18 protein-coding genes, 10 tRNA genes and 1 riboswitch are annotated in these 24,134 nt (G+C 36.3%); of the genes, 20 read left to right on the plus strand and 8 right to left on the minus strand.

Annotation, left to right across the window (positions count from 1 at the left end; all coding sequences use genetic code 11):
- Window positions 1–155: 155 nt before the first annotated feature.
- From ACTXGU_RS21105 to ACTXGU_RS21145, 9 genes are all read left to right on the plus strand, one after another.
- Window positions 156–228 (plus strand) — tRNA-Phe (locus ACTXGU_RS21105).
- A gap of 13 nt (window positions 229–241) precedes the next feature.
- Window positions 242–325 (plus strand) — tRNA-Tyr (locus ACTXGU_RS21110).
- Window positions 326–336: 11 nt separating this feature from the next.
- Window positions 337–410 (plus strand) — tRNA-Trp (locus ACTXGU_RS21115).
- Between the two features lie 12 nt (window positions 411–422).
- Window positions 423–498 (plus strand) — tRNA-His (locus tag ACTXGU_RS21120).
- 41 nt (window positions 499–539) lie between these two features.
- Window positions 540–614 (plus strand) — tRNA-Gln (locus ACTXGU_RS21125).
- A gap of 4 nt (window positions 615–618) precedes the next feature.
- Window positions 619–693 (plus strand) — tRNA-Gly (locus ACTXGU_RS21130).
- A 10-nt stretch (window positions 694–703) separates the two neighbouring features.
- Window positions 704–777 (plus strand) — tRNA-Cys (locus tag ACTXGU_RS21135).
- 45 nt (window positions 778–822) lie between these two features.
- Window positions 823–908, plus strand: a tRNA-Leu gene (locus ACTXGU_RS21140).
- Between the two features lie 23 nt (window positions 909–931).
- A tRNA-Leu gene (locus tag ACTXGU_RS21145) sits at window positions 932–1,013 on the plus strand.
- 330 nt (window positions 1,014–1,343) lie between these two features.
- On the opposite strand, the gene ACTXGU_RS21150 is transcribed toward ACTXGU_RS21145, so the two are convergent.
- From ACTXGU_RS21150 to ACTXGU_RS21160, 3 genes are read right to left on the minus strand one after another with little or no spacing between them, the layout of a single operon-like run.
- A complete protein-coding gene (locus ACTXGU_RS21150) occupies window positions 1,344–1,763 on the minus strand; it encodes a DUF2000 domain-containing protein (RefSeq protein WP_443483503.1) in 420 nt (139 codons plus the stop codon).
- Window positions 1,747–2,667: a DMT family transporter gene (locus tag ACTXGU_RS21155; protein ID WP_443483504.1), complete on the minus strand. Its 921-nt coding sequence runs from the start codon at window positions 2,665–2,667 to the stop codon at window positions 1,747–1,749. Before ACTXGU_RS21155 ends, ACTXGU_RS21150 begins: the two co-directional genes overlap by 17 nt.
- A gap of 20 nt (window positions 2,668–2,687) precedes the next feature.
- Entirely contained in the window at window positions 2,688–3,503 is an 816-nt protein-coding gene (locus tag ACTXGU_RS21160) for a helix-turn-helix domain-containing protein (RefSeq protein WP_443483505.1), read from the minus strand.
- 1,073 nt (window positions 3,504–4,576) lie between these two features.
- Here ACTXGU_RS21160 and ACTXGU_RS21165 point away from each other — a divergent pair.
- Window positions 4,577–6,874: a GH32 C-terminal domain-containing protein gene (locus ACTXGU_RS21165; RefSeq protein ID WP_443483506.1), complete on the plus strand. Its 2,298-nt coding sequence runs from the start codon at window positions 4,577–4,579 to the stop codon at window positions 6,872–6,874.
- Window positions 6,875–7,113: 239 nt separating this feature from the next.
- On the opposite strand, the gene ACTXGU_RS21170 is transcribed toward ACTXGU_RS21165, so the two are convergent.
- Window positions 7,114–7,908: a formate/nitrite transporter family protein gene (locus tag ACTXGU_RS21170; protein ID WP_443483507.1), complete on the minus strand. Its 795-nt coding sequence runs from the start codon at window positions 7,906–7,908 to the stop codon at window positions 7,114–7,116.
- Between the two features lie 1,010 nt (window positions 7,909–8,918).
- On the opposite strand from ACTXGU_RS21170, the gene ACTXGU_RS21175 reads away from it, so the two are divergent.
- Window positions 8,919–10,400, plus strand: coding sequence for an MFS transporter (locus tag ACTXGU_RS21175; protein WP_443483508.1), 1,482 nt, complete (start codon window positions 8,919–8,921; stop codon window positions 10,398–10,400).
- A 151-nt stretch (window positions 10,401–10,551) separates the two neighbouring features.
- Here the strand turns inward: ACTXGU_RS21175 and ACTXGU_RS21180 are convergent, their stop codons facing one another.
- The 3 genes from ACTXGU_RS21180 to ACTXGU_RS21190 are packed head-to-tail and all read right to left on the minus strand — an operon-like array spanning window position 10,552 to window position 13,060.
- Window positions 10,552–11,214 carry a methionine ABC transporter permease gene (locus tag ACTXGU_RS21180; RefSeq protein ID WP_443483509.1) on the minus strand — a complete coding sequence of 221 codons (663 nt, stop codon included), beginning with the start codon at window positions 11,212–11,214 and terminating at the stop codon, window positions 10,552–10,554.
- A gap of 1 nt (window position 11,215) precedes the next feature.
- Complete coding sequence (locus tag ACTXGU_RS21185; RefSeq protein ID WP_443483510.1) at window positions 11,216–12,229, minus strand: methionine ABC transporter ATP-binding protein; 1,014 nt, start codon at window positions 12,227–12,229, stop codon at window positions 11,216–11,218.
- Between the two features lie 12 nt (window positions 12,230–12,241).
- Window positions 12,242–13,060, minus strand: a complete 819-nt coding sequence (locus tag ACTXGU_RS21190; RefSeq protein WP_443483511.1) for a MetQ/NlpA family ABC transporter substrate-binding protein — start codon at window positions 13,058–13,060, stop codon at window positions 12,242–12,244.
- A 102-nt stretch (window positions 13,061–13,162) separates the two neighbouring features.
- A riboswitch (SAM riboswitch) is annotated at window positions 13,163–13,268 on the minus strand.
- Window positions 13,269–13,685: 417 nt separating this feature from the next.
- Here ACTXGU_RS21190 and ACTXGU_RS21195 point away from each other — a divergent pair.
- Window positions 13,686–13,759: transfer RNA gene (locus tag ACTXGU_RS21195), tRNA-Gly, on the plus strand.
- A 436-nt stretch (window positions 13,760–14,195) separates the two neighbouring features.
- On the opposite strand, the gene ACTXGU_RS21200 is transcribed toward ACTXGU_RS21195, so the two are convergent.
- The gene (locus ACTXGU_RS21200) at window positions 14,196–14,861 is read right to left on the minus strand and encodes a B3/B4 domain-containing protein (protein ID WP_443483512.1); all 666 of its coding nucleotides are present in this window, start codon (window positions 14,859–14,861) and stop codon (window positions 14,196–14,198) included.
- An 86-nt stretch (window positions 14,862–14,947) separates the two neighbouring features.
- Here ACTXGU_RS21200 and queG point away from each other — a divergent pair, with 86 nt between their 5' ends.
- The 8 genes from queG (at window position 14,948) to ACTXGU_RS21240 (ending at window position 23,789) form a co-directional block, all read left to right on the plus strand.
- A complete protein-coding gene (queG, locus tag ACTXGU_RS21205) occupies window positions 14,948–16,078 on the plus strand; it encodes a tRNA epoxyqueuosine(34) reductase QueG (RefSeq protein ID WP_443483513.1) in 1,131 nt (376 codons plus the stop codon).
- A gap of 122 nt (window positions 16,079–16,200) precedes the next feature.
- Complete coding sequence (locus ACTXGU_RS21210; RefSeq protein WP_443483514.1) at window positions 16,201–17,079, plus strand: amidase domain-containing protein; 879 nt, start codon at window positions 16,201–16,203, stop codon at window positions 17,077–17,079.
- Window positions 17,080–17,159: 80 nt separating this feature from the next.
- Window positions 17,160–17,633 (plus strand): tRNA (uridine(34)/cytosine(34)/5-carboxymethylaminomethyluridine(34)-2'-O)-methyltransferase TrmL, encoded by a 474-nt coding sequence (gene trmL, locus ACTXGU_RS21215; RefSeq protein WP_443483515.1) that lies wholly within the window; start codon window positions 17,160–17,162, stop codon window positions 17,631–17,633.
- 499 nt (window positions 17,634–18,132) lie between these two features.
- Window positions 18,133–18,882 carry an oxygen-insensitive NADPH nitroreductase gene (gene nfsA, locus ACTXGU_RS21220; RefSeq protein WP_443483516.1) on the plus strand — a complete coding sequence of 250 codons (750 nt, stop codon included), beginning with the start codon at window positions 18,133–18,135 and terminating at the stop codon, window positions 18,880–18,882.
- Between the two features lie 31 nt (window positions 18,883–18,913).
- The gene (locus ACTXGU_RS21225; protein ID WP_443483517.1) at window positions 18,914–19,159 is read left to right on the plus strand and encodes a hypothetical protein; all 246 of its coding nucleotides are present in this window, start codon (window positions 18,914–18,916) and stop codon (window positions 19,157–19,159) included.
- A 561-nt stretch (window positions 19,160–19,720) separates the two neighbouring features.
- Window positions 19,721–21,616, plus strand: coding sequence for a PrkA family serine protein kinase (locus tag ACTXGU_RS21230; protein ID WP_443483518.1), 1,896 nt, complete (start codon window positions 19,721–19,723; stop codon window positions 21,614–21,616).
- 237 nt (window positions 21,617–21,853) lie between these two features.
- Window positions 21,854–23,026, plus strand: a complete 1,173-nt coding sequence (yhbH, locus tag ACTXGU_RS21235) for a sporulation protein YhbH (protein ID WP_443483519.1) — start codon at window positions 21,854–21,856, stop codon at window positions 23,024–23,026.
- A gap of 385 nt (window positions 23,027–23,411) precedes the next feature.
- Complete coding sequence (locus tag ACTXGU_RS21240; protein ID WP_443483520.1) at window positions 23,412–23,789, plus strand: hypothetical protein; 378 nt, start codon at window positions 23,412–23,414, stop codon at window positions 23,787–23,789.
- Window positions 23,790–24,134 lie beyond the last annotated feature (345 nt).

Below are 24,134 nucleotides of genomic sequence, written 5' to 3' on the forward strand. Positions count from 1 at the left end.
ATTTGATTAAAAAATTTATTTTAAATAATAGGATTTCGAAAAGCGAGAAGTTCAAGGAAGCGATTGAGTGAGCACCGGATCGTATATAAATACGTGAGGATGTGAGTGAAAGAGCTGACGAAGAAATTCGATGCTTAGCGAAAACCGTAAATTATGGCTCAGTAGCTCAGTTGGTAGAGCAAAGGACTGAAAATCCTTGTGTCGGCGGTTCGATTCCGTCCTGAGCCACCTTTCTAAAAATGGAGGGGTAGCGAAGTGGCTAAACGCGGCGGACTGTAAATCCGCTCCTTAGGGTTCGGCGGTTCGAATCCGTCCCCCTCCACCATTTATAAATATAGGGGTATAGTTTAAAGGTAGAACAGAGGTCTCCAAAACCTCCGGTGTGGGTTCGATTCCTACTACCCCTGCCAATATTAATTATGGCGGATATGGCGAAGTGGTTAACGCATCGGATTGTGGCTCCGACACTCGTGGGTTCGATTCCCATTATTCGCCCCATTTAATTATCACATTATTTTAATTTATGAATATATTACTATTGGGCTATAGCCAAGCGGTAAGGCAACGGACTTTGACTCCGTCACTCGTTGGTTCGAATCCAGCTAGCCCAGCCATTTCGCGGAAGTAGTTCAGTGGTAGAACACCACCTTGCCAAGGTGGGGGTCGCGGGTTCGAATCCCGTCTTCCGCTCCAAGAGCATCATGGCGGCATAGCCAAGTGGTAAGGCAGAGGTCTGCAAAACCTTTACCACCGGTTCGAATCCGGTTGCCGCCTCCATAATTTAAATTGAAATTGCTTATAAGATAGTTTATATATTATTACGCCGGGGTGGCGGAACTGGCAGACGCACAGGACTTAAAATCCTGCGGTAGGTGACTACCGTACCGGTTCGATTCCGGTCCTCGGCATTATTTATAATTATAAGCAGCTCGCCGGTGTGGCGGAATTGGCAGACGCGCACGACTCAAAATCGTGTTCCTTCTGGAGTGTCGGTTCGACCCCGACCACCGGTATATTAAATTAAAGAGAAACCTAGTAAAGTCAATGCTTTGAGCAATCAGAGTGTTGGCTTTTTTGTCTTTTAGTGTAAAGCGTGGAAAAATTGTACGAAGATTTTCAGATACTATGAGCAAAATCTAATTCTTTTAAAGGTCTTTAAAAGCGATAGAAGAAGTTAAAAGATAAAACTATTTAATATATTATTTATTAGATAGACACTTATAAATATGTTTTTAATACTTCTGAGTTATAACACTATAAACTAGTCTAGCAACCATTATAAAAGGTCGCTAGACTTATTAACCAGTTCGGAAAAGTTTTATCATCAATCCGCCTGCTTCTTTTTAACGCAAAAGTGGAAGACTTCCAGTTAGTTTATTAATGCTCTTTTTTTCTCCATATAGAGCAATGCCAAGATACCGCAAGTCATTTATAGTGGATGAAGCGATTTTCGCGGTATAGTCATCGTAATGTTTTGATATTTGAGCCACGTTAGAAAAATCGACAAGCAGAAGATCAGGAAATTCAGCAGCAACTTTATCTCTTAATAATTTAATTAGACTTCCTGAACCCTTTAGTATAGGAATGGGTGTGTTTGTAATCCCTTCATGAAGCTGTCCTTCCCCGTCAACTACGGCTGGTCCAATAAGTCCCTCTATTTTCTTCCCAACCGTTAATGCCAGTACAGCAGATGTATTGGCAATCAAGCCGATTGGCAATTCAGAATCAATTACCATCACGCATTTTTTATTTTGTAAATCCATTTGCTAATGCTCCTTTTTTTCTTAACTTGATTTTGCTTTCTGAAATACCAAGTCCAGCTAATGTAAGAATTGTCCCTAATACAGACAGCCATGTCATTTGTTCGTGTAAGACGATGGTAGATGTAATTACCGTTATAACAGGGACCATGTAAATATAAATGCTGGTTTTAATTGTCCCTAATGCTTTAATGGCGAAGTTCCATGTAACAAAGCAAAGAGCAGAAGCCCCAAGTCCTAAGAATAAAAGATTGAATATGGAAACTGGGCTGACAAATTTCTCCAGTTTTAACTGGAAGTCAGACAGAAAGACGGCAGGAATCATAAATAAAATTCCGTAAAAAAACACCCTTCTTGTCGTTTGAATCGTATGATATCCGTAACTGCTAATTTTTCTCGTCAATACAGAATAAATTGCCCAAACTAGAGTAGCTGCTACTGCTAATAAATCACCCAATGGGTTTAGTTGAAAATTCGAAGATCCACTAAAGTTAATAAGGAAAATGCCGGTCATTGCAATAACAAATCCTAAGAAAAAATTAATCCGTAACGGTTCATCTTTTATAAATAGATAGTTTAGGATGGCCGTAAAAAATGGTACAACGGAACATATTACCCCTACATTGGATGCAAATGTATAGGTTAGGGCAATATTTTCTAAAAGGTAATATAAAGTAACACCACATAAACCAGCAAATATAAAAGTAAGTTCATGTTTTTTATCGGTTACTTTCAGCCTGTACGGGTATACTGCCATTAAAGCAATGGCACCTATTACAAAACGAAGAAATAGGATTTCAATTGGAGAAAAATGATTTAATAAAATTTTGGTAGAAATAAAGGTTGTACCCCAAATTAAAATGGTAATAAGTGCTGATAAATGGCCATTAGTATGTTTGCTTTCCATTTTTCTGTCCTTTCTTGCAGTTAATTAATAAAAATATCCCGGTATTGTCCTGGTGTCAGTCCGATAAATTCCATAAAGAAATGGCTAAAATGACTTTGATCTCCAAAACCGGTCTGCAGGGCCGCATCTAATGGCTTCAATCCCTGTTCCAGTAGCTTTTTAGCTTTATTGATTCGAACTGTTTGTAAGTAACGATATGGTGTAATCCCTCGAACACGAGTAAATGAACGCAATAAAGAGTATTTATTCATATTAGAAAGTCTTGCTAAATCATCTAAAGCAATAGGCTCCATATAATGGGCTTCTATGTACTGGCAGACATTTTCAACTTTTTGTTCGATATCTCCACGTTCTGTTTCCTCAGCAGGCTCAGCATATTCTTCAATCAGTTGTTTCATCAAGAAATAAAATGTTTCTTCCTTCTTAAAGTCTGGTGATTCGTTCATAAGCATCTGGTGAAGATCATGCAGCAAATGAACATGTTCCTTACGGTAGAATACAGGAGCAGTAAAATAGGGAAGATAGTCTTTTCCGGTAATCTCCTTTGTCACTTTACGCATAATTTCAGGTTTGATATTTAAGCAGCGATAGTCTAATGTTTCGTTGTCAATCTGTTCACAAGCATGATTATCAAAAGGATTAAAAAATATTAAATCACCTGTAGCTATCACATACTCTTTGTTTTTGCATGATAATCGTCTCTGTCCATCCTCTATAAATCCAATTACATAGTATTCATGGAAGTGGTTCGGAAATTTTTGCATGATTCCATGAAAGCGGTATGCTTCAATTTGTAAATCATGATCAAAGCAAACCGTTCTTTCTTCTTGTTTCAAGTGAACAACCTCCTTTTGATATTCTGAATGTAGTGTAGCACATTTTGTTTAATGTCTATTGTATGATATTGACTAATTAAAAAAATGGGCGGGAAATTATAAATACTGTCATGCCAATCCTTATTGTAAATTATTCAAGGAATGAAAAATCTTTATGATGTGATAAAAGAGGAGGCCATTAAACAACTTGCTGTTGATTAAATTGAAAAAGAAGAAGAGAAAAGTATAAGTTAGATAATGTAAAACTCCAAAACTAATTATGGAGTTTTTTGCATATTCTTAACTGTTTTTGTCCCTAAAAAAGCACCTTAATTGTATCAATACTTCAAATTTATGAAAACGCTTTAAATATTAGTATAAAAGTATGATAGCGTTTTCAAATTGATTATTATAAACTAAAGGTGTATCTTGTAAGATTATGATAATAATTGTCATAATTAACTATTTTGTAGAAGAAATAGAGCTGTTAGTTGTGGCAAAGTAAGGAGGTTAATTTTATTCTTTTTAATAAAAAAAGGAATCAAGAGGGAAAATAAATTCAATGAAAACTTTTCCTTAAAAGCGCATCCTTAGCCACGACTTAGAATTTATCTGTTTAAGCAGTATCTTTTTATCTTTATTTAGTTGTAGTCTGAATAGAAGCTTGATTATTTAATGAATTTGTTCAAAAAGTTAGGAACACAAGCTTGCTAATTTCTTCTTTGCATCGTCACTTCAGCCCACACATAGCAACCTACCTCTTTTTGGGCTTCGTGACTTCTTCATCTCAACCTTCTCTGTACTTAATTATCCTCCTTTTTGAACACGTATTTAAGATAGGCTGTTTTCTCAAAGTTTGTTGTTTTTCACATAAAAAGTGGGGAAAGATGTACCCAGCAGACTGAATACACGTAGACTCCTGTGGGAATGCGAGAAAGACGAGACCCCACAGGAGCGTATGCGACGAGGAGGCTCGACGCTCGCTAAACGGACGAAGTGTATTCAGGCTTCGAGTTTAAAAGCAACAATCTATACGAAACAGCCTTAAGATAAGATGAAGTATTACAAAATAAATAAAAAAGAGAGGGAAGACAATGAGAAAGAAACTTGTCTCTATAAGTGTGACGTTTCTTTTATTACTTCTGCCAATGATTTCTGCAAATGCAGCTGATGTTGATTATTATAAAGAAGAACATCGTCCTCAATACCACTACACACCAGAAGCTAACTGGATGAATGATCCGAACGGGATGGTGTACTATGCAGGGGAATATCATTTGTTTTATCAATACCACCCATATGGCTTGCAATGGGGTCCTATGTATTGGGGGCATGCAGTTAGTACGGATTTAGTCCATTGGGAGCATCTTCCGGTGGCGCTTGCGCCTGATGAGCATGGAACGATTTTTTCTGGAAGTGCAGTAGTGGACTGGAATAATACAACTGGTTTTCAAACTGGCACGGAGAAGCCATTAGTTGCGATGTATACACAAGATAAAAATGGTACTCAAGTACAGAGTATTGCTTACAGCAACGATAAAGGAAGAACTTGGACAAAGTACTCAGGCAATCCGGTTATTCCCAATCCAGGGATAAGTGATTTCCGTGATCCAAAAGTTTTTTGGCATGAAGATACAAACAAATGGGTAATGCTGCTTGCTGCGGGTGACAGAATCAAAATTTATACTTCCCCTAACTTAAAACAATGGACATTTGCAAGTGACTTTGGTCAAGGGCAAGGAAGTCATGGCGGCGTGTGGGAATGCCCAGATTTATTCCAGCTTCCTGTTGATGGAAATTCCGGTCAAAAGAAATGGGTGATGCAGGTTAGCATAGGAAATGGAGCTGTTTCTGGAGGGTCCGGTGCACAATATTTTGTAGGAAGCTTTGATGGTACAACCTTTGTAAATGATAATGAACCAAGTAAAGTTCTTTGGACGGATTATGGAAAAGACTTTTATGCAGCTGTTACCTGGTCTGATATTCCAGCTTCTGATGGGCGCAGAATTTGGTTGGGCTGGATGAGCAATTGGCAATATGCGAATGACGTACCAACAAGCCCTTGGAGAAGTGCGATGACTATTCCGAGAACGTTGGCGTTAAAGACACTTCCAGAAGGAATTAGGTTGGTACAATCCCCAGTTACAGAATTAAATTCGATTCGGGGAGCCGTAAACACGTGGACAAATAAAACGATAACTCCTACCAGCAGCAATTTATTAACAGGTGTTACAGGGGATGCAGTGGAAATTAATGCAGAATTTGATGTAAGCGGTTCAACTGCAACAGAGTTTGGCTTTAATGTCCGCAAGGGTGGCAGCCAATACACGAAAATAGCTTATGATAAAAATACAGCTCAGCTTTCGATTGACCGGACTAATTCTGGTAATGTCAGCTTTAATCCGAATTTTACTGGCAAACATAGTGCACCAATGCAGCCGGTTAATGGAAAAATAAAGCTGCGAATCTTTGTTGATCGTTCTTCTGTTGAAGTGTTTGGAAATGACGGTCAAAAAGTGTTAACAGATGTCATCCTTCCAAACCTATCCAGCAAAGATCTTGAAGTTTATGCTGTAAATGGCAGTGCTAAAATCAAGTCGCTTACTGTACACAAATTAAATACAGTTTGGGGATCGACGCCATTTCAATCTAATTTATCTGGCTGGACAACGGTTAATGGTCTATGGGCAGATACAATAGAAGGAAAACAAGGTCGTTCCGATGGAGATTCGTTTATAATAGCTAATAATACAGGTACAAACTTTATATATGAATCAGATATAACAGTGAAAGATGGCAATGGGAAGGGGGCAGGAGCGCTTGTTTTCCGTTCAAGTGATGATGCGAAAAATAGCTATCTTGCCAATGTGGATGTAAAAAACGATGTCGTTAAATTTTTAAAATTTGAAAATGGCGCAGCAACTGTATTAGCGGAGTACCCAACAACATTAGATGTAAATAAAAAATATCATTTAAAGGTAGTGGCAGTAGGCAATAACTTTAAGGTTTACTTAGATGATCGTCTCGTAATCGATAAAAATGATTCTTCCTTCCAATCAGGAAAATTCGGATTAAATGTTTGGGATGCAACGGCGACATTCCAGAACACACGGCAAAACGCTACCCTAGAATTGACGAATCATGATTTTGAAAGCGGTAACTTAAATGGTTGGACAGTTGTTAGTGGAGACGCTTTCAGCAGCGGAGATGTAGCTTCAGACACTACTTATTGGGGTGGACCATTTAATCAAAACAATCAGTTTCATCTTTGGGGCTATAAAGAAGGGGGAGATGATCAGACAGGAACCCTTAAATCCCAAAACTTTATATTAGGTAATGATGGAAAAATTGATTTCTTGATTGCTATATCGATAAATTCTATGTATCTTTAGTAAGAGCTTCAGATGGGCAGGAACTTTTTAAAGAAACAGGTGCAAATACAGAAACTTATACTAGAAAGTATTGGGATGCATCTGCTTATATTGGAACAGAATGTTATATAAAAGTTGTAGACAACGGAAGTGGCAGTTGGGGACATATTAATCTTGATGATGTGAATGTTCCAGTTCAAAGTTTACAATAATATTCAAAAAGAGGAGAACCTAGTTTTTGGGATTCTCCTCTTTCCTCTTTATTTTTCCTCTTCTTCCATATCCATAAAAGGTTTGTTAATGAAATAATACATCACGCCCATAAAGAATACGCCGCCAATTAAATTTCCAATCGTAACGGGAATAATATTTCGTATGACGCTTACAAAGTTAATCGCTGGATTTTGGTCAAGCACTAATGCAATCGCAAATGTACACATATTGGCGATGCTGTGTTCATATCCTGAGATAAAAAAGCAAAAAACAAACAGCACCATTGCAAATAATTTTGGACCGTCTCCTTTTAACGTCATTGGAATGAAGAATGCTAAACAAACAAGCCAATTACAAAGAATTGCCCGAAAAAATAGTTCTGATATGGGTGCATGTACTTTATGTTCAGCTACATATAATAAAAATCCATTCACATCAGAAGAGTTGAATAATCCTGTTAAATAGATTAAAATAGCAAAACAAACAGCACCGAGTATGTTGCCAACATAGCTTGTCCCCCAAACCTGGAATACTTCTGTCCAACTTATTTTTCTTCGTAAAGCAGCGTATGTAAAGTAAAAAGTGTTGCCTGTAAATAAATCACCACCGCCATAGGCTATAAGAATAATAGCAGCACCAAAAACAAGAGCCGCCATCGGGTAGGCTAATGGAGAATCTTCCATAAAAAAGAAATTTCCCGTTTTAAATGCTACAATTACGCCGAAGCCAATAAACATACTGGCAACCATAGAGCGTAAAATAGATCGTAGGCGGCTTTGTTTAAAGATCTTCAGTTTCTTTTGTGCTAGTGCTTCTACTTCTGTTAAATATTTTACTTCCAAATCAGTACCCTCCTGAAATAAGCTGGCTATCACTACCAGTTCGCATGCAATTGTAGATGTTTCTCTTAAGACTGCAACCAGTAAGAAATGAAATAAATAATACCTTTATTTAGTGTACAAAATTTGTCTAAAATTAGCTATGTTACAGTGGAAAAACAGGGTGTAATTATGGCGAAATTATGTCTAAAAGAGGTTGCTCAAAAAGTCCGGGAAAAATAGCCATTAAATTTCTGTGTCAGTTTGCTTTTCCGCTCTTCACGTATTAATTGTATATGCTACGGTGCTCAAAGGTACACTTCCTTGAACTTCTCGGCTCTTTTTGTCCTCCTTTTTGAACACATATTATTAAATAGAACAAAAACACATAAATGTTTATATAATGTAATATTCCTTTTTATTTAGGCTGTTTTCATATAGATTGTTGCTTTTAAATTCGCAGCCTGAATACACTTGGCTTTCCGTGGGCGAGCGTCGAGCCTCCTAGTCGCATACGCTCCTGTGGGGTCTCGTCTTTCTCGCATTCCCACAGGAGTGTATTCCGTCTGCTGAGTACTTCTTCTCCCATTTTCTTACGTAAAAAACAACAAACTTTGAGAAAACAGTCTTTATTTACATTAACAGCCGTAATATGGAATTGTAAGAAAATATGCATAATTTCATGCATTAATTTTCTGATAATTAAATTTTTTTAAGTAAGGTTTTTTATCGGATTTTTCATATAGACCCTTGATTTATTAGGGTTTTAAGTTGCAGGTAAAAAAAGTGAACTTTATTGTTAGATTTTCTTACAAATGTATAGACTTTATATTTATTCAATTTTACAATAGAAGAAGGATTATTCGCTTTTCTGTAGAAAAGGAAACGGAGATACGTTTACTTAAAATTTAATGATGAAATAAGCTGATTTTTCATTTCGTTTTTTATCAGTATAAAGTATGGATTGGATTCGATCACATCGCCTTAGCGAAAACTCATATTAGTTTCTTATTATGAAGGGAGTGGAACGCTTCATGATGTCAGAATATCGTATCTCGATGCTGGTGAAAGATCAGCCGGGAGTGTTGGCGAATATATCCAATTTATTCGTAACACACAAAGTAAATATAGAACAAATTACAACCAAAAAATATAAAAAAGAAGAAATTTCAAGAATTCGGATTGCAAGCTGTGCAGAGGAAGAGCAAGTGCAAAATCTTGTAATCGGCCTTCAGGAATTAATGGAAGTGATGGAGGTAGATACAGCACAGCGATCTGCTTTTCAACAAAAGCTAATTCATAAAGCGGATGCGATTCAAGTGCTTAGGGACCAGAAAACATTAAGTAAAAAGGTATCCTATTGGCTAGTAGCATGCTGTTTGTTCCTAACGCTTTTTGGAACGAATATACCAGCGTCCCTTTATACACTGTATCGTCAAGAATGGGGTTTATCTTCTGGAATGATAACTTTAGTATTTGCTTTTTATGCATTTACTGTTATTCCAGCGATTATGATTGCCGGACAATTATCAGATCAGATCGGAAGGAAGAAAGTAATTATTCCAGGGGTATTCTTTGCTATTATTGGCACTGCCTGCTTTACGATGGCAAATGGAGTAGAAATGCTGCTTGTAGGAAGATTATTTCAAGGATTGTCTGTAGGGGTTTTAAATGGTGTTGCTGTTGCAGCACTTACCGAGTTGGATGAAAAGAGAAATAAAAAGAAAACAGCTTTAATCTGTGCCCTTGCTGTAACACTTGGTAATGCAATTGGACCGATTGTTTCTGGTGTTTTAGGAGATTATGCACCATTTCCAATTAGATTGTCCTATTATGTACATTTACTATTTATTCTTCCATGTTTTGCAGGATTATTCTTTTTAAATGAAAATGTCCGTCCAGGATTGCGTCCTGTTCAATTGAAAAAGCCTTATGTTCCAAAATCGATTATGAAGCCATTTCTATTAGCAACAGGAACTTCATTTTTAGCATGGTCTATCATCAGTATGTTTATGTCGATTATTCCATCTAATTTAGCAAGTTTTACGAATGTGAGCAGTTTAACGATTTCAGGAATTGTTGTAGCATTAGGTCTTATTGCAGCAGCAGTTAATCAAATACTCGTAAAACAGTTATCGTTAAAAACAATGATTAGTATTGGATATATTTTAATGTCTCTTGGCCTTATTTTATTAGTGGTAACATTAAGTACTAAATCATTGGTGTTATTGCTTTTGTCAGCCATTTTAATAGGAGCGGGCAATGGTCCTGCATATGCTGGCAGCCTTGCTTTATTAAATGAGGCATCACCAAATCATATCAAAGGCAATATCATATCTACGTTTTTTGTGTTTACTTATTTAGGGGTTAGTATTCCAGTAGTTGGATTGGGATTTTTATCTCAATTAATAGGAGTAGCAGCTGCGGTTGACGGTTATGTAGCACTTCTTGGAGTAGTCATTTTGCTGATCGTGATTTATGGCCTAAAAGAACAAAAGAATATTTTTTCTAACTAATAAGCAAAGCGCCTTGTTCAGCCCTGAAGAAAAATGTTCATTTGACTCAAAAAGTTCTTTTTATTTTTAGAGGCAAAGGGTTATTTTTCACAAGGGCTAGGCGCTTGCCAATTAAGAAGGATTAAAAAAGGATGCCACGTGGCATCCTTTTTTAATCCTTCTTTAATTTACGTGCTAATACATTTCCAAATGACTGAATGCTTTGAACGATAATGACAAGAATAAGAATAGTTGTGTACATAACTGTAGGTTCAAATCGTAAATGTCCGTATTGGTAGGCAACGTCTCCTAATCCGCCTGCACCAACTAACCCAGCCATCGCTGTTGCGCCAATTAAGCCAATTGTTGCAATGGTAAGACCAAGTACAATGGAAGAGCGCGCTTCTCTAATTAATACACTCCAAATAATTTTAAAAGTGGAAATTCCCATCGATTGGTATGCTTCAATAACACCACGGTCTACTCCAAGGATGGAAGATTCCATTAATCTTGCAATATATGGTGCAGTATATACAACTAGAGGCACGATAACACCTTCTACACCAATCGTTGTCCCTGCAACAAGCTTTGTAAAAGGAAGGATAAAAAACAGTAAGATAATAAAAGGAATAGAACGAATAACATTGATGATCGTATTCATAATCGTGTAAAAAACAATATTTTCTGCTTGGCCGCCTTTTCGAGTCAATACAAGTAGAACACCTAAAGGCAAACCAATAATAATAGATATCAAAAGGGAGATGCTTGTCATTTGCACGGTTTGAATAAACGCTTCTTGAATTACTTCTCCCCAATCTTGCCAAAATGTAGCCATATTATTGATTCACCTCTTCTACTAATATATTTTTCCCGATAAGGAAGTTAATCGATTTTTCTACTTCCGATTCTTCTCCATCGATATGAACAACTAATTTACCAACGGATTGGTCTTTTAATTGATCAATTCCACCTGCAATGATGCTTGGCAATACATCAAATTGCTTTACTAGTAAAGCTAAAAATGGATCTTTGGAAGATTCGCCGATAAAGGTTAAAGAGACTGTTTTTCCGCTTTTTGGCAAAGTGTTAACAAAATGATCTGGAACCTTAATGCCGGCTTCTCCATATACAAACTGTTTTGTGCGTAAATGTTTTGGATTGGAGAAAATATCAAGCACTTTTCCTTCTTCGACAATTTCTCCGTTTTGCATGACAGCTACACGATCGCATATGCGTTGAATGACATCTAATTCATGGGTGATTAAAAAGATAGTGATTCCAAGTTCTTTATTTACTTGAAGCAATAAATCAAGAATGGATTCTGTTGTGTTAGGATCAAGTGCACTTGTCGCTTCATCACTTAACAATATTTCCGGTTCATGTGCAAGAGCTCTTGCAATGGCAACTCTTTGTTTTTGACCGCCAGACAATTGACCTGGATAAACATGATGCTTATCGCTTAAACCGACAATGCTTAAATATTTATCTGCACGCTTTTTTATTTCTTCTTTTGGTACACCTTCAAGCTTAAGAGGAATCGTAATATTTTCATAAACAGTCGCCGTTTTTAACAGATTGTATCCTTGGAAAATCATCCCGATTTTTCGGCGGACTTTTTGCAACTCTTTTGTATTAAGAGAGGTGATATCTACATCATTAATAAGAACCTTTCCACTCGTTGGTCTTTCTAATAAATTGACGCAGCGAATTAACGTACTTTTCCCAGCACCACTGTAACCAATAACGCCAACAATTTCACCCTTTTGGATTGTAAGGGAAACGTCTTTCAACGCTTCCACTTTTTTCTTTCCAACATTAAATGTTTTTGACACATGCTGTAGACTTATCATGTTAGAACCTCCTTACCAGCTTGGAACAACCGATCCATTAAATGTTTCTGCAATAAATTGTTTCACTTCATCATTTTGGTAATACTCTTTTAATTTTGCTACTACTTCGTCATTTTTATTTTCATCACGAACTACTAAATAATTAGAATATGGATTGTTTTCCGCTTCTTCATGGAAAAGCGCATCTTTTTTAATCGTTAAACCTGCTCCCATAGCAAAGTTTGTGTTGATTGCAGCTGCTGCAACTTCTCCTAATTGTGATGGAAGCTGTGCAGAATCTAATTCAAGAATTTCTAAGTTTAATTTATTTTCAGCGACATCTCTTTTAGTCGCTTTTTCACTAGTTCCTTCTTTTAACTTAATTAAACCAGCTGCTTCAAAAAGCTTAAGTGCACGGTACTCGTTGCTTGGATCATTTGGAACAGCAATTTTGTCGCCTTTTTTTATTTCATCTAAGCTTTTAACAGACTTAGAATAAATACCCATTGGGAAAGTTACTGTTTTAAATGCTTCACTAATCTTATAACCTTTATCGGCTTTTTGTGCATCTAAAAATGGTTTTGTTTGATAGCTGTTGATGTCAAGATCACCGTCTGCTAATGCTGTATTAGGTGTGTTGTAATCGTTGAATACTTTGATTTCAATTTCCAGTCCATCTTTTTTAGCGATTTCTGCAACTTTTTCCATTAATTGTTCATGTGGACCGCCTGTAACTCCAATTACTAGTTTTTTAGTGCTAAGTGCTTCAGATTTTTCTTTATCATTTCCGCATGCTGCTAAAACTAACACTAATGATAATAGTGCTGCTAATAATGCAAATGATTTTTTCATTTTTATTTCCCCCTTCATTTCTGAAAAATTAAAAGCTAGTTTTGTTAAACCTATACAAAAACCACTTCTCCAGTAAGAGAAGTGGTACTTATTTAGTATCTTCTCTTATCTTCACAAAACCTATTTGTTTTGTAGGATTTAGCACCTGAATTAATCATTTGGTTGCCGGGTTTCATAGGGCCTGTCCCTCCGCCGCTCTGGATAAGAATCATTCTGTATAAAGTTTAAGGTCAAACGATTAGTTAAAATATATATTGCCTATAATAAAAAGTCAATCCTTTTTTACTAGGATAATCGTTGGGAAATATTTACCTGACAGTATTTAAGCGGCTTTATTAGAGCATATGTTGATGCTGCAATTAAGTGATATTTCGATAAAGAGTAAAGCAGCTATCGTAAAAAGTTAACTCATAGGGTAGTAAGGGAAGAGTTACAGGTAAAAACAAATAGTTTCTATAAAAAAGGAATAATAAAGGAAGGGAGTTGGGGTTTTTGAAAAGTAAGTAAAAAAAATGCAACAAAAAATAAAAAAATGTCGAAAAGTAGTTGCTTTTTTAAAACAACGGATATATAATAAATAACGTGTTAAAAAAACGTTAAAAAATTATTAACAAAAGTTAAATATGCGGGTGTAGTTTAATGGTAAAACCTCAGCCTTCCAAGCTGATGTCGTGGGTTCGATTCCCATCACCCGCTCCATACATAAATTGCTATCAACGCAGTGTTTCGTTTCAACCAAAGAACGAAGCATTGCGTTTTTTATTGTTTATAAAAGGCTGTTTTCTAAAAGTTTGTTGTTTTTGAATAAAATAATAAACATGTTTGAAGCACAGAGCAGCCTGAATACACGTAGACTCCTGCGGGAAAAGCGAGAAAGACGAGACCCCATAGGAGCATAGCGACGAGGAGGCTCGGCACTCGCCCGCGGAAAGCGAAGTGTATTCAGGCTGCGGATTAAAACAACAATCTATACGAAAAGAGCCTTATAAATAATGGAAAGTTATGTATGTGATTCACCTTCACTTCTGCTATGTAAATTTTTATGTTATATTAACGAACAGTTATCCCTCCTTAAGTTTTGGGGATAACTGCCTTTTAACATTCACATTAGTTGAAAATTTTTAAAGTAAAACAATTAGTCAACAATATAAAATTCGCTTTTCCCACCATGAATTTGTACGAACATATTCGTTAACGATTCGACCATTTTATTGGCGGTTTCGATTGTGGTGGAAGGTTGTAAATAAACAATTTGTACGGCATTTTTTGTTTCTAGCGTAACGGGAGCTCGGTCAGAGTCGACAAACGGACTTCCAAAGGGACCTTGTTCATCTTCACTGATGATTAAATGTTCTATTGAATTGGTTCTTCCATTTAAGCCGATGTATTGTTCATCCGTTTTCCCGATGCGAATGTTTAGATTGCCAGAAAGATTGGCACAATCATAAATACCGATTGGTACCCCAAATTGAAGAGAAAAGAAATTATTAAGATCAATACTGCTGTTGATTGGCTGCAAGTAATTTTGTTTTTTGATGCGTCTAAATAATGCTTCAGCTGAATGGCGGTATCTGTTTGGGTCTTTTCCTGTTGTTTTAAAAATTTGCCGCCATTCTTTAATAGAAGGAATGTCATTTACATTGGCATTTTCTAAATCAAAGTAAATTGATTCTTGAAAAAGCTGTATGCGGCCTTTAATCATCTGTGGGGAAGGAATTACTTCTATATTATTATAAAAGATTAGTCCGATTTTAAAGTTGGGAATGGTGTTTTTAAGTTCGTTTGCGATAGTAAGATGCAAGATAGATACCTCCAATAAAAGATGATGAGAGTTTACTATATTTTAGCTTATTTAATTTTTAAATCCAATGAAAAAGGAGGGATTTCATGAACTACGATCAATTAAAACAAGATATTATTCAATTCAGCAAAACAATTGGAATTGATAAGATTGGGTTTACGAATGCAAGTACTTTCGAGGAAATGAAAATAAGATTATTTCAGCAGCAAGAACTAAATTATCAATCTGGTTTTGAAGAAAAAGATATTGAAAAACGTGTTAATCCCACCCTGCTCTTGGAAAAGCCAAAATCTATTATTTCAATCGCGTTAGCATATCCTTCGAAAATGAAGGAAAGAGTGGCAAGTAAAAAAGGGGAAAGAAGAGGAGTTTTTTGTCGAGCATCATGGGGAACTGATTATCATGTAGTGTTAAGAGACAGATTGCAAAAATTAGAACAGTATATTATGGAAAGAGTTCCGGAAGCACGGTGCAAATCAATGGTCGATACAGGAGAACTAGTAGACCGGGCAGTTGCCCAAAGAGCTGGGATTGGTTGGTCTGGAAAAAACTGTGCGATTATTACACCTGAATTTGGTTCTTATGTCTATTTAGGTGAAATGATTACTAATCTTCCTCTAGCGCCTGATACGCCGATGGAGGACCAATGCGGAACATGCAATAAATGTGTGGATGTTTGTCCAACTGGTGCTTTGATTCAAGGTGGACAATTAAATGCACAGCGTTGTGTAGCATTTTTAACGCAAACAAAAGGCTTTCTTCCAGAAGAATTTAGAGAAAAAATCGGCAATCGTTTGTATGGCTGTGATACATGCCAAACGGTTTGTCCGAAAAATAAAGGCATAGATTTTCATTTGCACGAAGAAATGGAGCCTGACCCAGAGATTGCGAAACCGCTGCTCCTCCCTTTATTGCAAATCAGCAACAAGGAATTTAAAGAAAAATATGGACATATTTCTGGATCCTGGCGCGGGAAAAAACCGATACAACGAAATGCGCTGATTGCACTGGCTCATTTTAAAGAAGAAAGTGCCGTTAACGACATTATTATCGTGATGAATAAAGATCCAAGACCTGTTATCAGAGGAACAGCAGCATGGGCATTAGGAAAAATCGGTGGGGAAAAAGCAAAAGAGGCATTAACGAACAGCATAACAAAAGAGGCAGATGAAGAGGTTCAGAAAGAAATAGCAGATGCTTTAGAAAGGCTATCATAAATACTTTTTGACAAGGAGGAGCAATCCTTCTTTTTTTGTGCAAAAAAATAGGAATCTTACATATCTATAATAAGAGAGTGTGTGTAACATGGGAATGACGGCGGGAAAAAGGAGTGGAGGAGATGAAACAACAGTTGCTTGAATTTCTGGAGAAAAGAATGCAGCAATATGTTTCTTTTAAAAGAAGTGCTAGTTTAGAACATAAAATGGAAAGAAAAAAGAAGTTATTTCAAAAAAGACAGGCAGAAATCGTAAAGGTGAAAGCAACAGGTAAGATAACATCTGTTGAAAATGTACAAGAAACAGAAGAAGTGTATTATAGAACGCATGTACAATATATTATTAAACAACATGATTTTTTTTATATAGAAGAAGAAATAGAGAAAAGAAAAGCGAGCTTCTATAAAGGAGTGTTAATTGAAGATAAGGAAATCCCCGTTTCTTATCAAACAGAAGAGCACCTTTTTTTAAATCAAACAGAGGAATCGTTAAATGATGAAGAAACGGAAAGAGGTTATACGTATAATCGCTTGAAAGCGGTTCAGTATGCAGAAAAATGGTGGAACAGCTATAACCCAGCTTATAAAAGATTTGAAGTGGATTGCACGAATTATATATCTCAATGTGTGCATGCCGGTGGTGCACCAATGCGTGGATATCCAAACCGAAATACTGGCTGGTGGATGCAGCATAATAGCTGGAGCTACAGCTGGGCTGTGGCAAATGCATTTCCAAAATATTTAGCCACTTCAAAAAAGGGACTAAGAGCAAGGCAAGTTGCGAAAGCGACTGATCTATTGTTAGGAGATGTCATTTGTTATGATTTTGAAGGGGATGGAAAGTATAACCATACGACTATTGTAACAGGAAAAGACGATAACGGGGAACCACTAGTTAATGCCCACACTTATAATAGCAGAAATAGGTATTGGGCGTATGAAGATTCTACTGCGTATACACCTAATATTCAGTATAAATTTTTTACAATTATCGATGGATAAGACATGATTACATTATTGTTTTTCGTAAACAAAGTGTATAATAGTCACTGAAAAGCATTTATATAGAGGTGACGAAAGTTTTGGCAGTACATATTGTATTATATCAACCACAAATTCCATCAAATACAGGAAATATTGCACGAACATGTGCAGCAACAGATACTATTCTTCATTTAATCCGCCCATTAGGATTTTCAACTGATGATAAAATGTTAAAACGTGCCGGTCTTGACTACTGGGAATTCGTAGATATTCATTATTATGATTCGATTGATATCTTTTTTGAACAGAATGAAGGGGGAGAATTTTTTTATTTAACTAAATTCGGTTCAAAACCACATTCTACTTTTGACTACAGCGATAAAGAAAAGGATTATTATTTTATTTTTGGCAGAGAAACAACGGGGCTACCAAAGGATATAATCGAGGCGAATAAAGACCGGACACTGCGTATTCCAATGAATGATAATGTTCGCTCCTTAAATCTATCCAATACTGCAGCGATTCTTGTGTATGAAGCATTAAGACAGCAAGATTATAGGGATTTGTCTTAATAAAAGAAAAGCTTTTTCTCAAAGTTTGTTGTTTTTTACGTAAAAAATGTGAGAAGAAGTACTCAGCAGACTGAATACACGTAGACTCCTGTGGGAATGCGAGAAAGACGAGACCCCACAGGAGCGTATGCGACGAGGAGGCTCGACGCTCGCCCACGGAAAGCGAAGTGTATTCAGGCTGCGTGTTTAAATGCAACATTCTATACGAAAACAGCCAAAAGAAAAGTACATTTGAAACATAAAGATACCATTTGCACGTAGCTAAGTGATGAATGTGTTGGTAATGAGTCATCTGAACAACGAAGAAAGCGATCATGGGAGTATAAATCGAAATGGTTTATGCTCCATTTTTTATGGGGGAAATGTTGCTTTATAATTTTCATCGATAAAGAGGAGCAAATTATTAAAACTATTCTGCTTATTTTATTATAATATGGATAGGCTGTTATACGATTGACTACGATACTAATTATTTCTATAAAAAAGGGAAGTGAATGTCATGAATCATGTTATCGAAACGATTTTAGACCACCGCTCTGTCCGAAAATTTCAAGACAAGCCGTTAACAAACGAGCAAATACAAACGATAGTGGAAGCTGCGCAAAGTGCATCAACATCAAATCTTATTCAAGCGTATAGCATTATCGGTGTGACAGATAAGGAGAAAAAGAAAAACCTTGCTCAATTAGCTGGAAATCAAACGTATGTAGAAGATAATGGGCATTTATTTGTGTTTTGTGCGGATTTATATCGTCATGAAGTTGCAGCAGAAATGGAAGGAAAAGACGTTTTCGTCTCTCTGGAAAGCACAGAGAAATTTATGGTTAGTATAATTGATGCAGCGCTTGCTGCCCAAAATGCCAGCATTGCTGCAGAATCAATGGGACTTGGAATTTGTTACATAGGCGGACTGCGCAATAAATTAACAGAAGTGTGTGAACTGTTAAAAACACCTGATCGAGTAATCCCATTATTTGGTCTTGTTGTTGGCTATCCAGACCAGCATACGGAAAAGAAACCAAGAATTCCGTTTCAACATGTTTATTATGAAAATGAATACAAGCAAGATATGGAAACATACAAAAAAGAACTACAGGAATATAATGAAGTTATTTCTGCTTATTATAAAGAAAGAACGAATAATGTCCGTCAAGACACATGGACATCACAAATGGCAGCAATGCTTGAAGGAAAGTCCCGTTTATATATGAAGGAATTTGTGAAAAGCAAAAAAATGAATTTGCGTTAAGTGGTAAAAGCAGGAGATACCTGCTTTTTTCTTGTTTTTTACTTTTGAGATCAGTTCTATTGGCCAGAAAAGGGATTTTTTCTTGAATTTTGTCTTTGAGACTGGTTCTATTGGACAAAACTGGGATTTCTTCTTGAATTTTGTCTTTGAGACTGGTTCTATTGGACAAAACTGGGATTTCTTCTTGAATTTTGTCTTTGAGACTGGTTCTGTTGGACAAAACTGGGATTTCTTCTTGAATTTTGTCTTTGAGACTGGTTCTATTGGACAAAAATGAGTTTTCTCTTTGGATTTTGTCTTTGAGACTGGTTCTATTGGACAAAAATGAGTTTTCCCTTTGGATTTTGTCTTTGAGACTGGTTCTATTGGACAAAAATGAGTTTTCCCTTTGGATTTTGTCTTTGAGACTGGTTCTATTGGACAAAAATGAGTTTTCTCTTTGAATTTTGTCTTTGAGACCACTTCTCAAGGACAAAACTGGGATTTTCCCTTGAGTTTGTCCTTGAAACTGGCTCCTTTGGACAAAATTAGGCTTTCTTTTTGCCCAAAGCAATAATATTCATATGGCCATTCTAAACTTCCTGTTTATATGAAATTAGAAAAAAATCAAAAATTAGTCTAATAATATAGAAAGCAGCAGCATAAGTTAAAACAAAGGCTTATCCATCTTCTTAAAAACTACCAATGTATTGGTAAGGAGTGATGCTTTTTATTAGAAAGGATTTTTTCTTTATAGACAATCCTGTAAAAAAAACTATTCTTTCTTTTCAGCATGTTCGTACACAGTAGCGCATACATTATATTAATCGTCTCTGATAATGTGACAGGGGAGGTCCATATGAATATATTAAAAAAAATCGAGATGTATAGACAAGAGGAAGAGTTGCTTAAATGGGAAGGGACATTTGGTGAATATTTAGAAATTTTGAAAGAAAAGCCTTGGGTTGCCCAATCTGCGCATTCACGAGTATACAACATGATTAATGATGCTGGTATTGATGAAGTTGGCGGAAAAAAAATATATAAATTTTTCTCTGATCAACTATTTGGACTTGAAGAACCGTTAGAAAGATTAGTAGAAGAATATTTTCATCCTGCTGCAAAACGTCTAGATGTTAGAAAACGTATCTTGCTTCTTATGGGTCCAGTCAGCGGTGGTAAATCAACACTTGTGACGATGCTGAAAAGAGGATTAGAAGCATACACTTATACAGAAAGAGGAGCAGTTTATGCGATAAAAGGCTGCCCGATGCATGAAGATCCACTTCATATGATTCCACATAATCTACGTAAAGATTTTTACGATGAATATGGTATTCGAATTGAGGGGAACTTATCACCGCTTAACTTAATGAGATTACAAGAAGAATATAATGGCAGAATTGAAGATGTATTGGTGGAAAGAATATTTTTCTCTGAAGATAAACGGACGGGGATTGGAACATTCAGTCCATCTGATCCGAAATCTCAAGATATTGCTGATTTAACTGGAAGCATTGATTTCTCAACAATTGCGGAATATGGTTCTGAGTCAGATCCACGCGCCTATCGATTTGACGGAGAGTTAAATAAAGCAAATAGAGGGATGATGGAGTTCCAGGAGATGTTAAAATGTGATGAAAAATTCCTTTGGCATTTATTATCTTTAACACAAGAAGGAAATTTCAAAGCAGGTAGATTTGCTCTAATTTCTGCTGATGAATTAATTGTTGCTCATACGAATGAAACAGAGTACCGTTCATTCATTTCCAATAAAAAGAATGAAGCATTGCATTCGCGGATTATCGTGATGCCTGTTCCTTACAATTTAAAAGTGACAGAAGAAGAAAGAATTTATGAAAAAATGATTTTTGAAAGTGATGTTTCCGAAGTACACATTGCACCACACACATTAAAAGTAGCAGCCATCTTCACGATTCTAACACGCTTAAAAGAACCGAAAAAAGGTGATATTGATTTAGTGAAGAAAATGCGCCTTTATGATGGAGAAAGTGTAGAAGGATTCAGTTCAGCTGATGTAAAAGAACTGCAAAATGAATACGCAGATGAAGGAATGAGTGGCATTGATCCACGTTATGTGATTAACCGCATCTCTTCCACGATTATCCGCAAAGATATCACAAGCATTAACGCACTGGATGTTCTTCGTTCGTTAAAAGATGGATTAGATCAGCATTCATCCATTACGAATGAGCTGAAAGAAAAATATTTAAACTGCATTTCCCTTGCTCGAAAAGAATATGATGAAATTGCGAAAAAAGAGGTTCAAAAAGCGTTTGTCTACTCTTATGAAGAAAGTGCAAAAACATTAATGGATAATTATTTAGATAATGTGGAGGCTTATTGCAATAAAAATAAACTCCGTGATCCATTAACAGGGGAAGAGATTAATCCAGATGAAAAGTTGATGCGTTCCATTGAAGAACAAATTGGCATTTCTGAAAATGCTAAAAAATCATTCCGGGAAGAAATATTAATTCGTATTTCTGCCTATGCACGAAAAGGCAAAAGATTTGATTATAATTCCCACGATCGTCTTCGTGAAGCTATTCAGAAGAAATTATTTGCGGATTTAAAAGATGTCGTAAAAATTACAACGTCAACGAAAACACCAGATGAACAGCAGTTGAAAAAAGTGAATGAAGTCGTTGCTCGTCTCATTGATGAACATGGCTACAATTCAACATCTGCCAATGAATTATTACGTTATGTCGGAAGTCTATTAAATCGATAAGTAGTCAACAAAGGGGGAACGGGCTAAGAAAGTCGGTTCCCTCTTTGTATCAATAAGAAACTTGTCTTTTTCAAAAAGAAAAAATAATTATCGCAATAATTAGTAAATTATTTTTCTATATAGCATATGATAGAGTAATCACCATTCTTTTTGGATGGATGTTACCCGAATTAGTGTATGCAGGAAACGAATAATAGGTGCAAAAAAATTGAAAAATTTTTAAAGGAGGGGTAAGTATTGACGAAGCAAAATAATCATCAATTTGTTATTTCCCAGGAAGATTGGTCCCTCCATCGTAAAGGTCATGATGACCAACAACGTCACCAAGAAAAAGTACAGGAGGCTATTCGTAATAACCTGCCGGATTTAATAACAGAAGAAAATATTGTGATGTCAAATGGAAGAGAAGTTGTAAAAATTCCGATTCGTTCATTAGATGAGTATAAAATCCGTTATAACTATGATAAGAACAAGCATGTAGGGCAAGGAAACGGTGATAGTAAAGTTGGCGATGTAGTGGCCCGAGATGGAGCCGGAGGACAAAAAGGACCAGGAAAAGGTCAAGGTGCAGGAGATCAGCCAGGTGAAGACTATTTTGAAGCAGAAGTTTCTATGATGGAATTGGAAGAAGCGTTATTTAAGCAGCTAGAGCTTCCGAATTTAAAAAGAAAAGAACAAGATCAAATTGTTGTTGAGAATATTGAATTTAATGATATTCGCAAAACAGGATTAATGGGCAATATTGATAAAAAAAGAACGATGATGTCTGCTTTTAAAAGGAATGCAATGACTGGAAAAGCTGGTTTTTACCCAATTTATCCGGAAGACCTAAAGTTTAAAACATGGAATGAAGTAGTGAAACCGGATTCAAAAGCGGTGGTGCTTGCGATGATGGACACAAGCGGATCGATGGGTCTGTGGGAAAAATATATGGCAAGAAGCTTCTTTTTCTGGATGACTCGATTTTTAAGAACAAAATATGAAACAGTCGAAATCGAATTTATCGCCCATCATACAGAAGCAAAAGTAGTCTCAGAGGAAGACTTTTTTTCAAAAGGCGAAAGCGGTGGAACTATTTGTTCATCCGTATATCGAAAAGCGCTTGAATTAATTGAAGATAAATATGATCCTGGACGCTTTAATATTTATCCATTCCATTTTTCTGACGGAGACAATTTAACATCAGATAATGCAAGATGTGTAAAGCTTGTCGAAGAACTGATGAAAGTGTCCAACATGTTCGGTTATGGAGAAGTCAACCAGTACAACCGCCACAGCACACTAATGTCCGCCTATAAAAATATCCAAGATGACAAATTCCGCTACTATTTATTAAGACAAAAATCCGATGTTTTTAACGCGATGACGAGCTTCTTTAGAAAAGATGAAGAAAATCAAATGTATGCATAAACCTTAAATCCCTCAAATAATATGTTTGGGGGATTTCGGGTTTATTTTTTGTAAAGGCTGTTTTCTCAAAGTTTGTTGTTTTTTACGTAAAAAATGAGAGAAGCAGTACTCAGCAGACTGAATACACGTAGACTCCTGTGGGAATGCGAGGAAAGATGAGACCCCACAGGAGCGTATGCGACGAGGAGGCTCGACGCTCGCCCACGGAAAGCGAAGTGTATTCGGGCTGCGAGTTTAAAAGCAACAATATATATGAAAACAACCTTTGTAAATAACCCCTAATAATTCACAAAATTTTCGAAAAATTTTAATGTTTTGATGTTATATAGCTTGTTTATTACAGTTTATAATAAGAGCATAAAATAAATCGAAGGGGGAAATTAGGGTGAACGTCGTGGAAATGAATGAGTTATGTAAAAAAATCTACAATGAAAACATCCAATCGATGGATAATTGGGCAGGTTACGAGTATATTGGATTGCGCTTTGATGATAAAGAGAGAGAAGTCGGAGAAATTTGCGAATATAGCAGATATAATAATGATAGAGAAGTACTTGATGGAACTACTGCTTTGGACTTATCAGAAAAAGAGATATATCAAATGTCTTTAATTGAAAATAGAGAAGCTGATTGTTCTCATCTATTTAACACAAAACATTGCTACATTGTGGCAGGAAACACACTTGGCAGCACATCTGATGGACAATTGGACGAAAACGAATTTGTCATCAAAGGAGCACTTGTTATTGCTCAAATCTTTTAATAAAGGCTCTGTTAAACAATCATGTTGATTTTGGAAGGAAATTTGCAAGACTCCTGCGGGAAAGCGAGACAGACGAGACCCTGCAGGAGCGTAGCGACGAAGCGGCTTGGCGCTCGCTAAGCAAGAAGCGTAGTGTATTCACGCTGCGGAACTTCTTTTCAGGGTAGCCTTAATAAAAAAACTTGAAGACATATCAATAAAACATGATACGGTCTTTAAGTTTTTTATCATAGTTGAGCGAGAAGACTCCTTCCTCAAGGAACGAAGAGAGTAGGTGGGAGATGAATCGCCTTCTTTTTTTAGTTTAAAAGAAGATATAACTGGAACACTAGTTCTTGTATTGGT

Source organism: Niallia sp. 01092 (assembly GCF_052318935.1).
GTDB lineage: Bacteria > Bacillota > Bacilli > Bacillales > Cytobacillaceae > Niallia.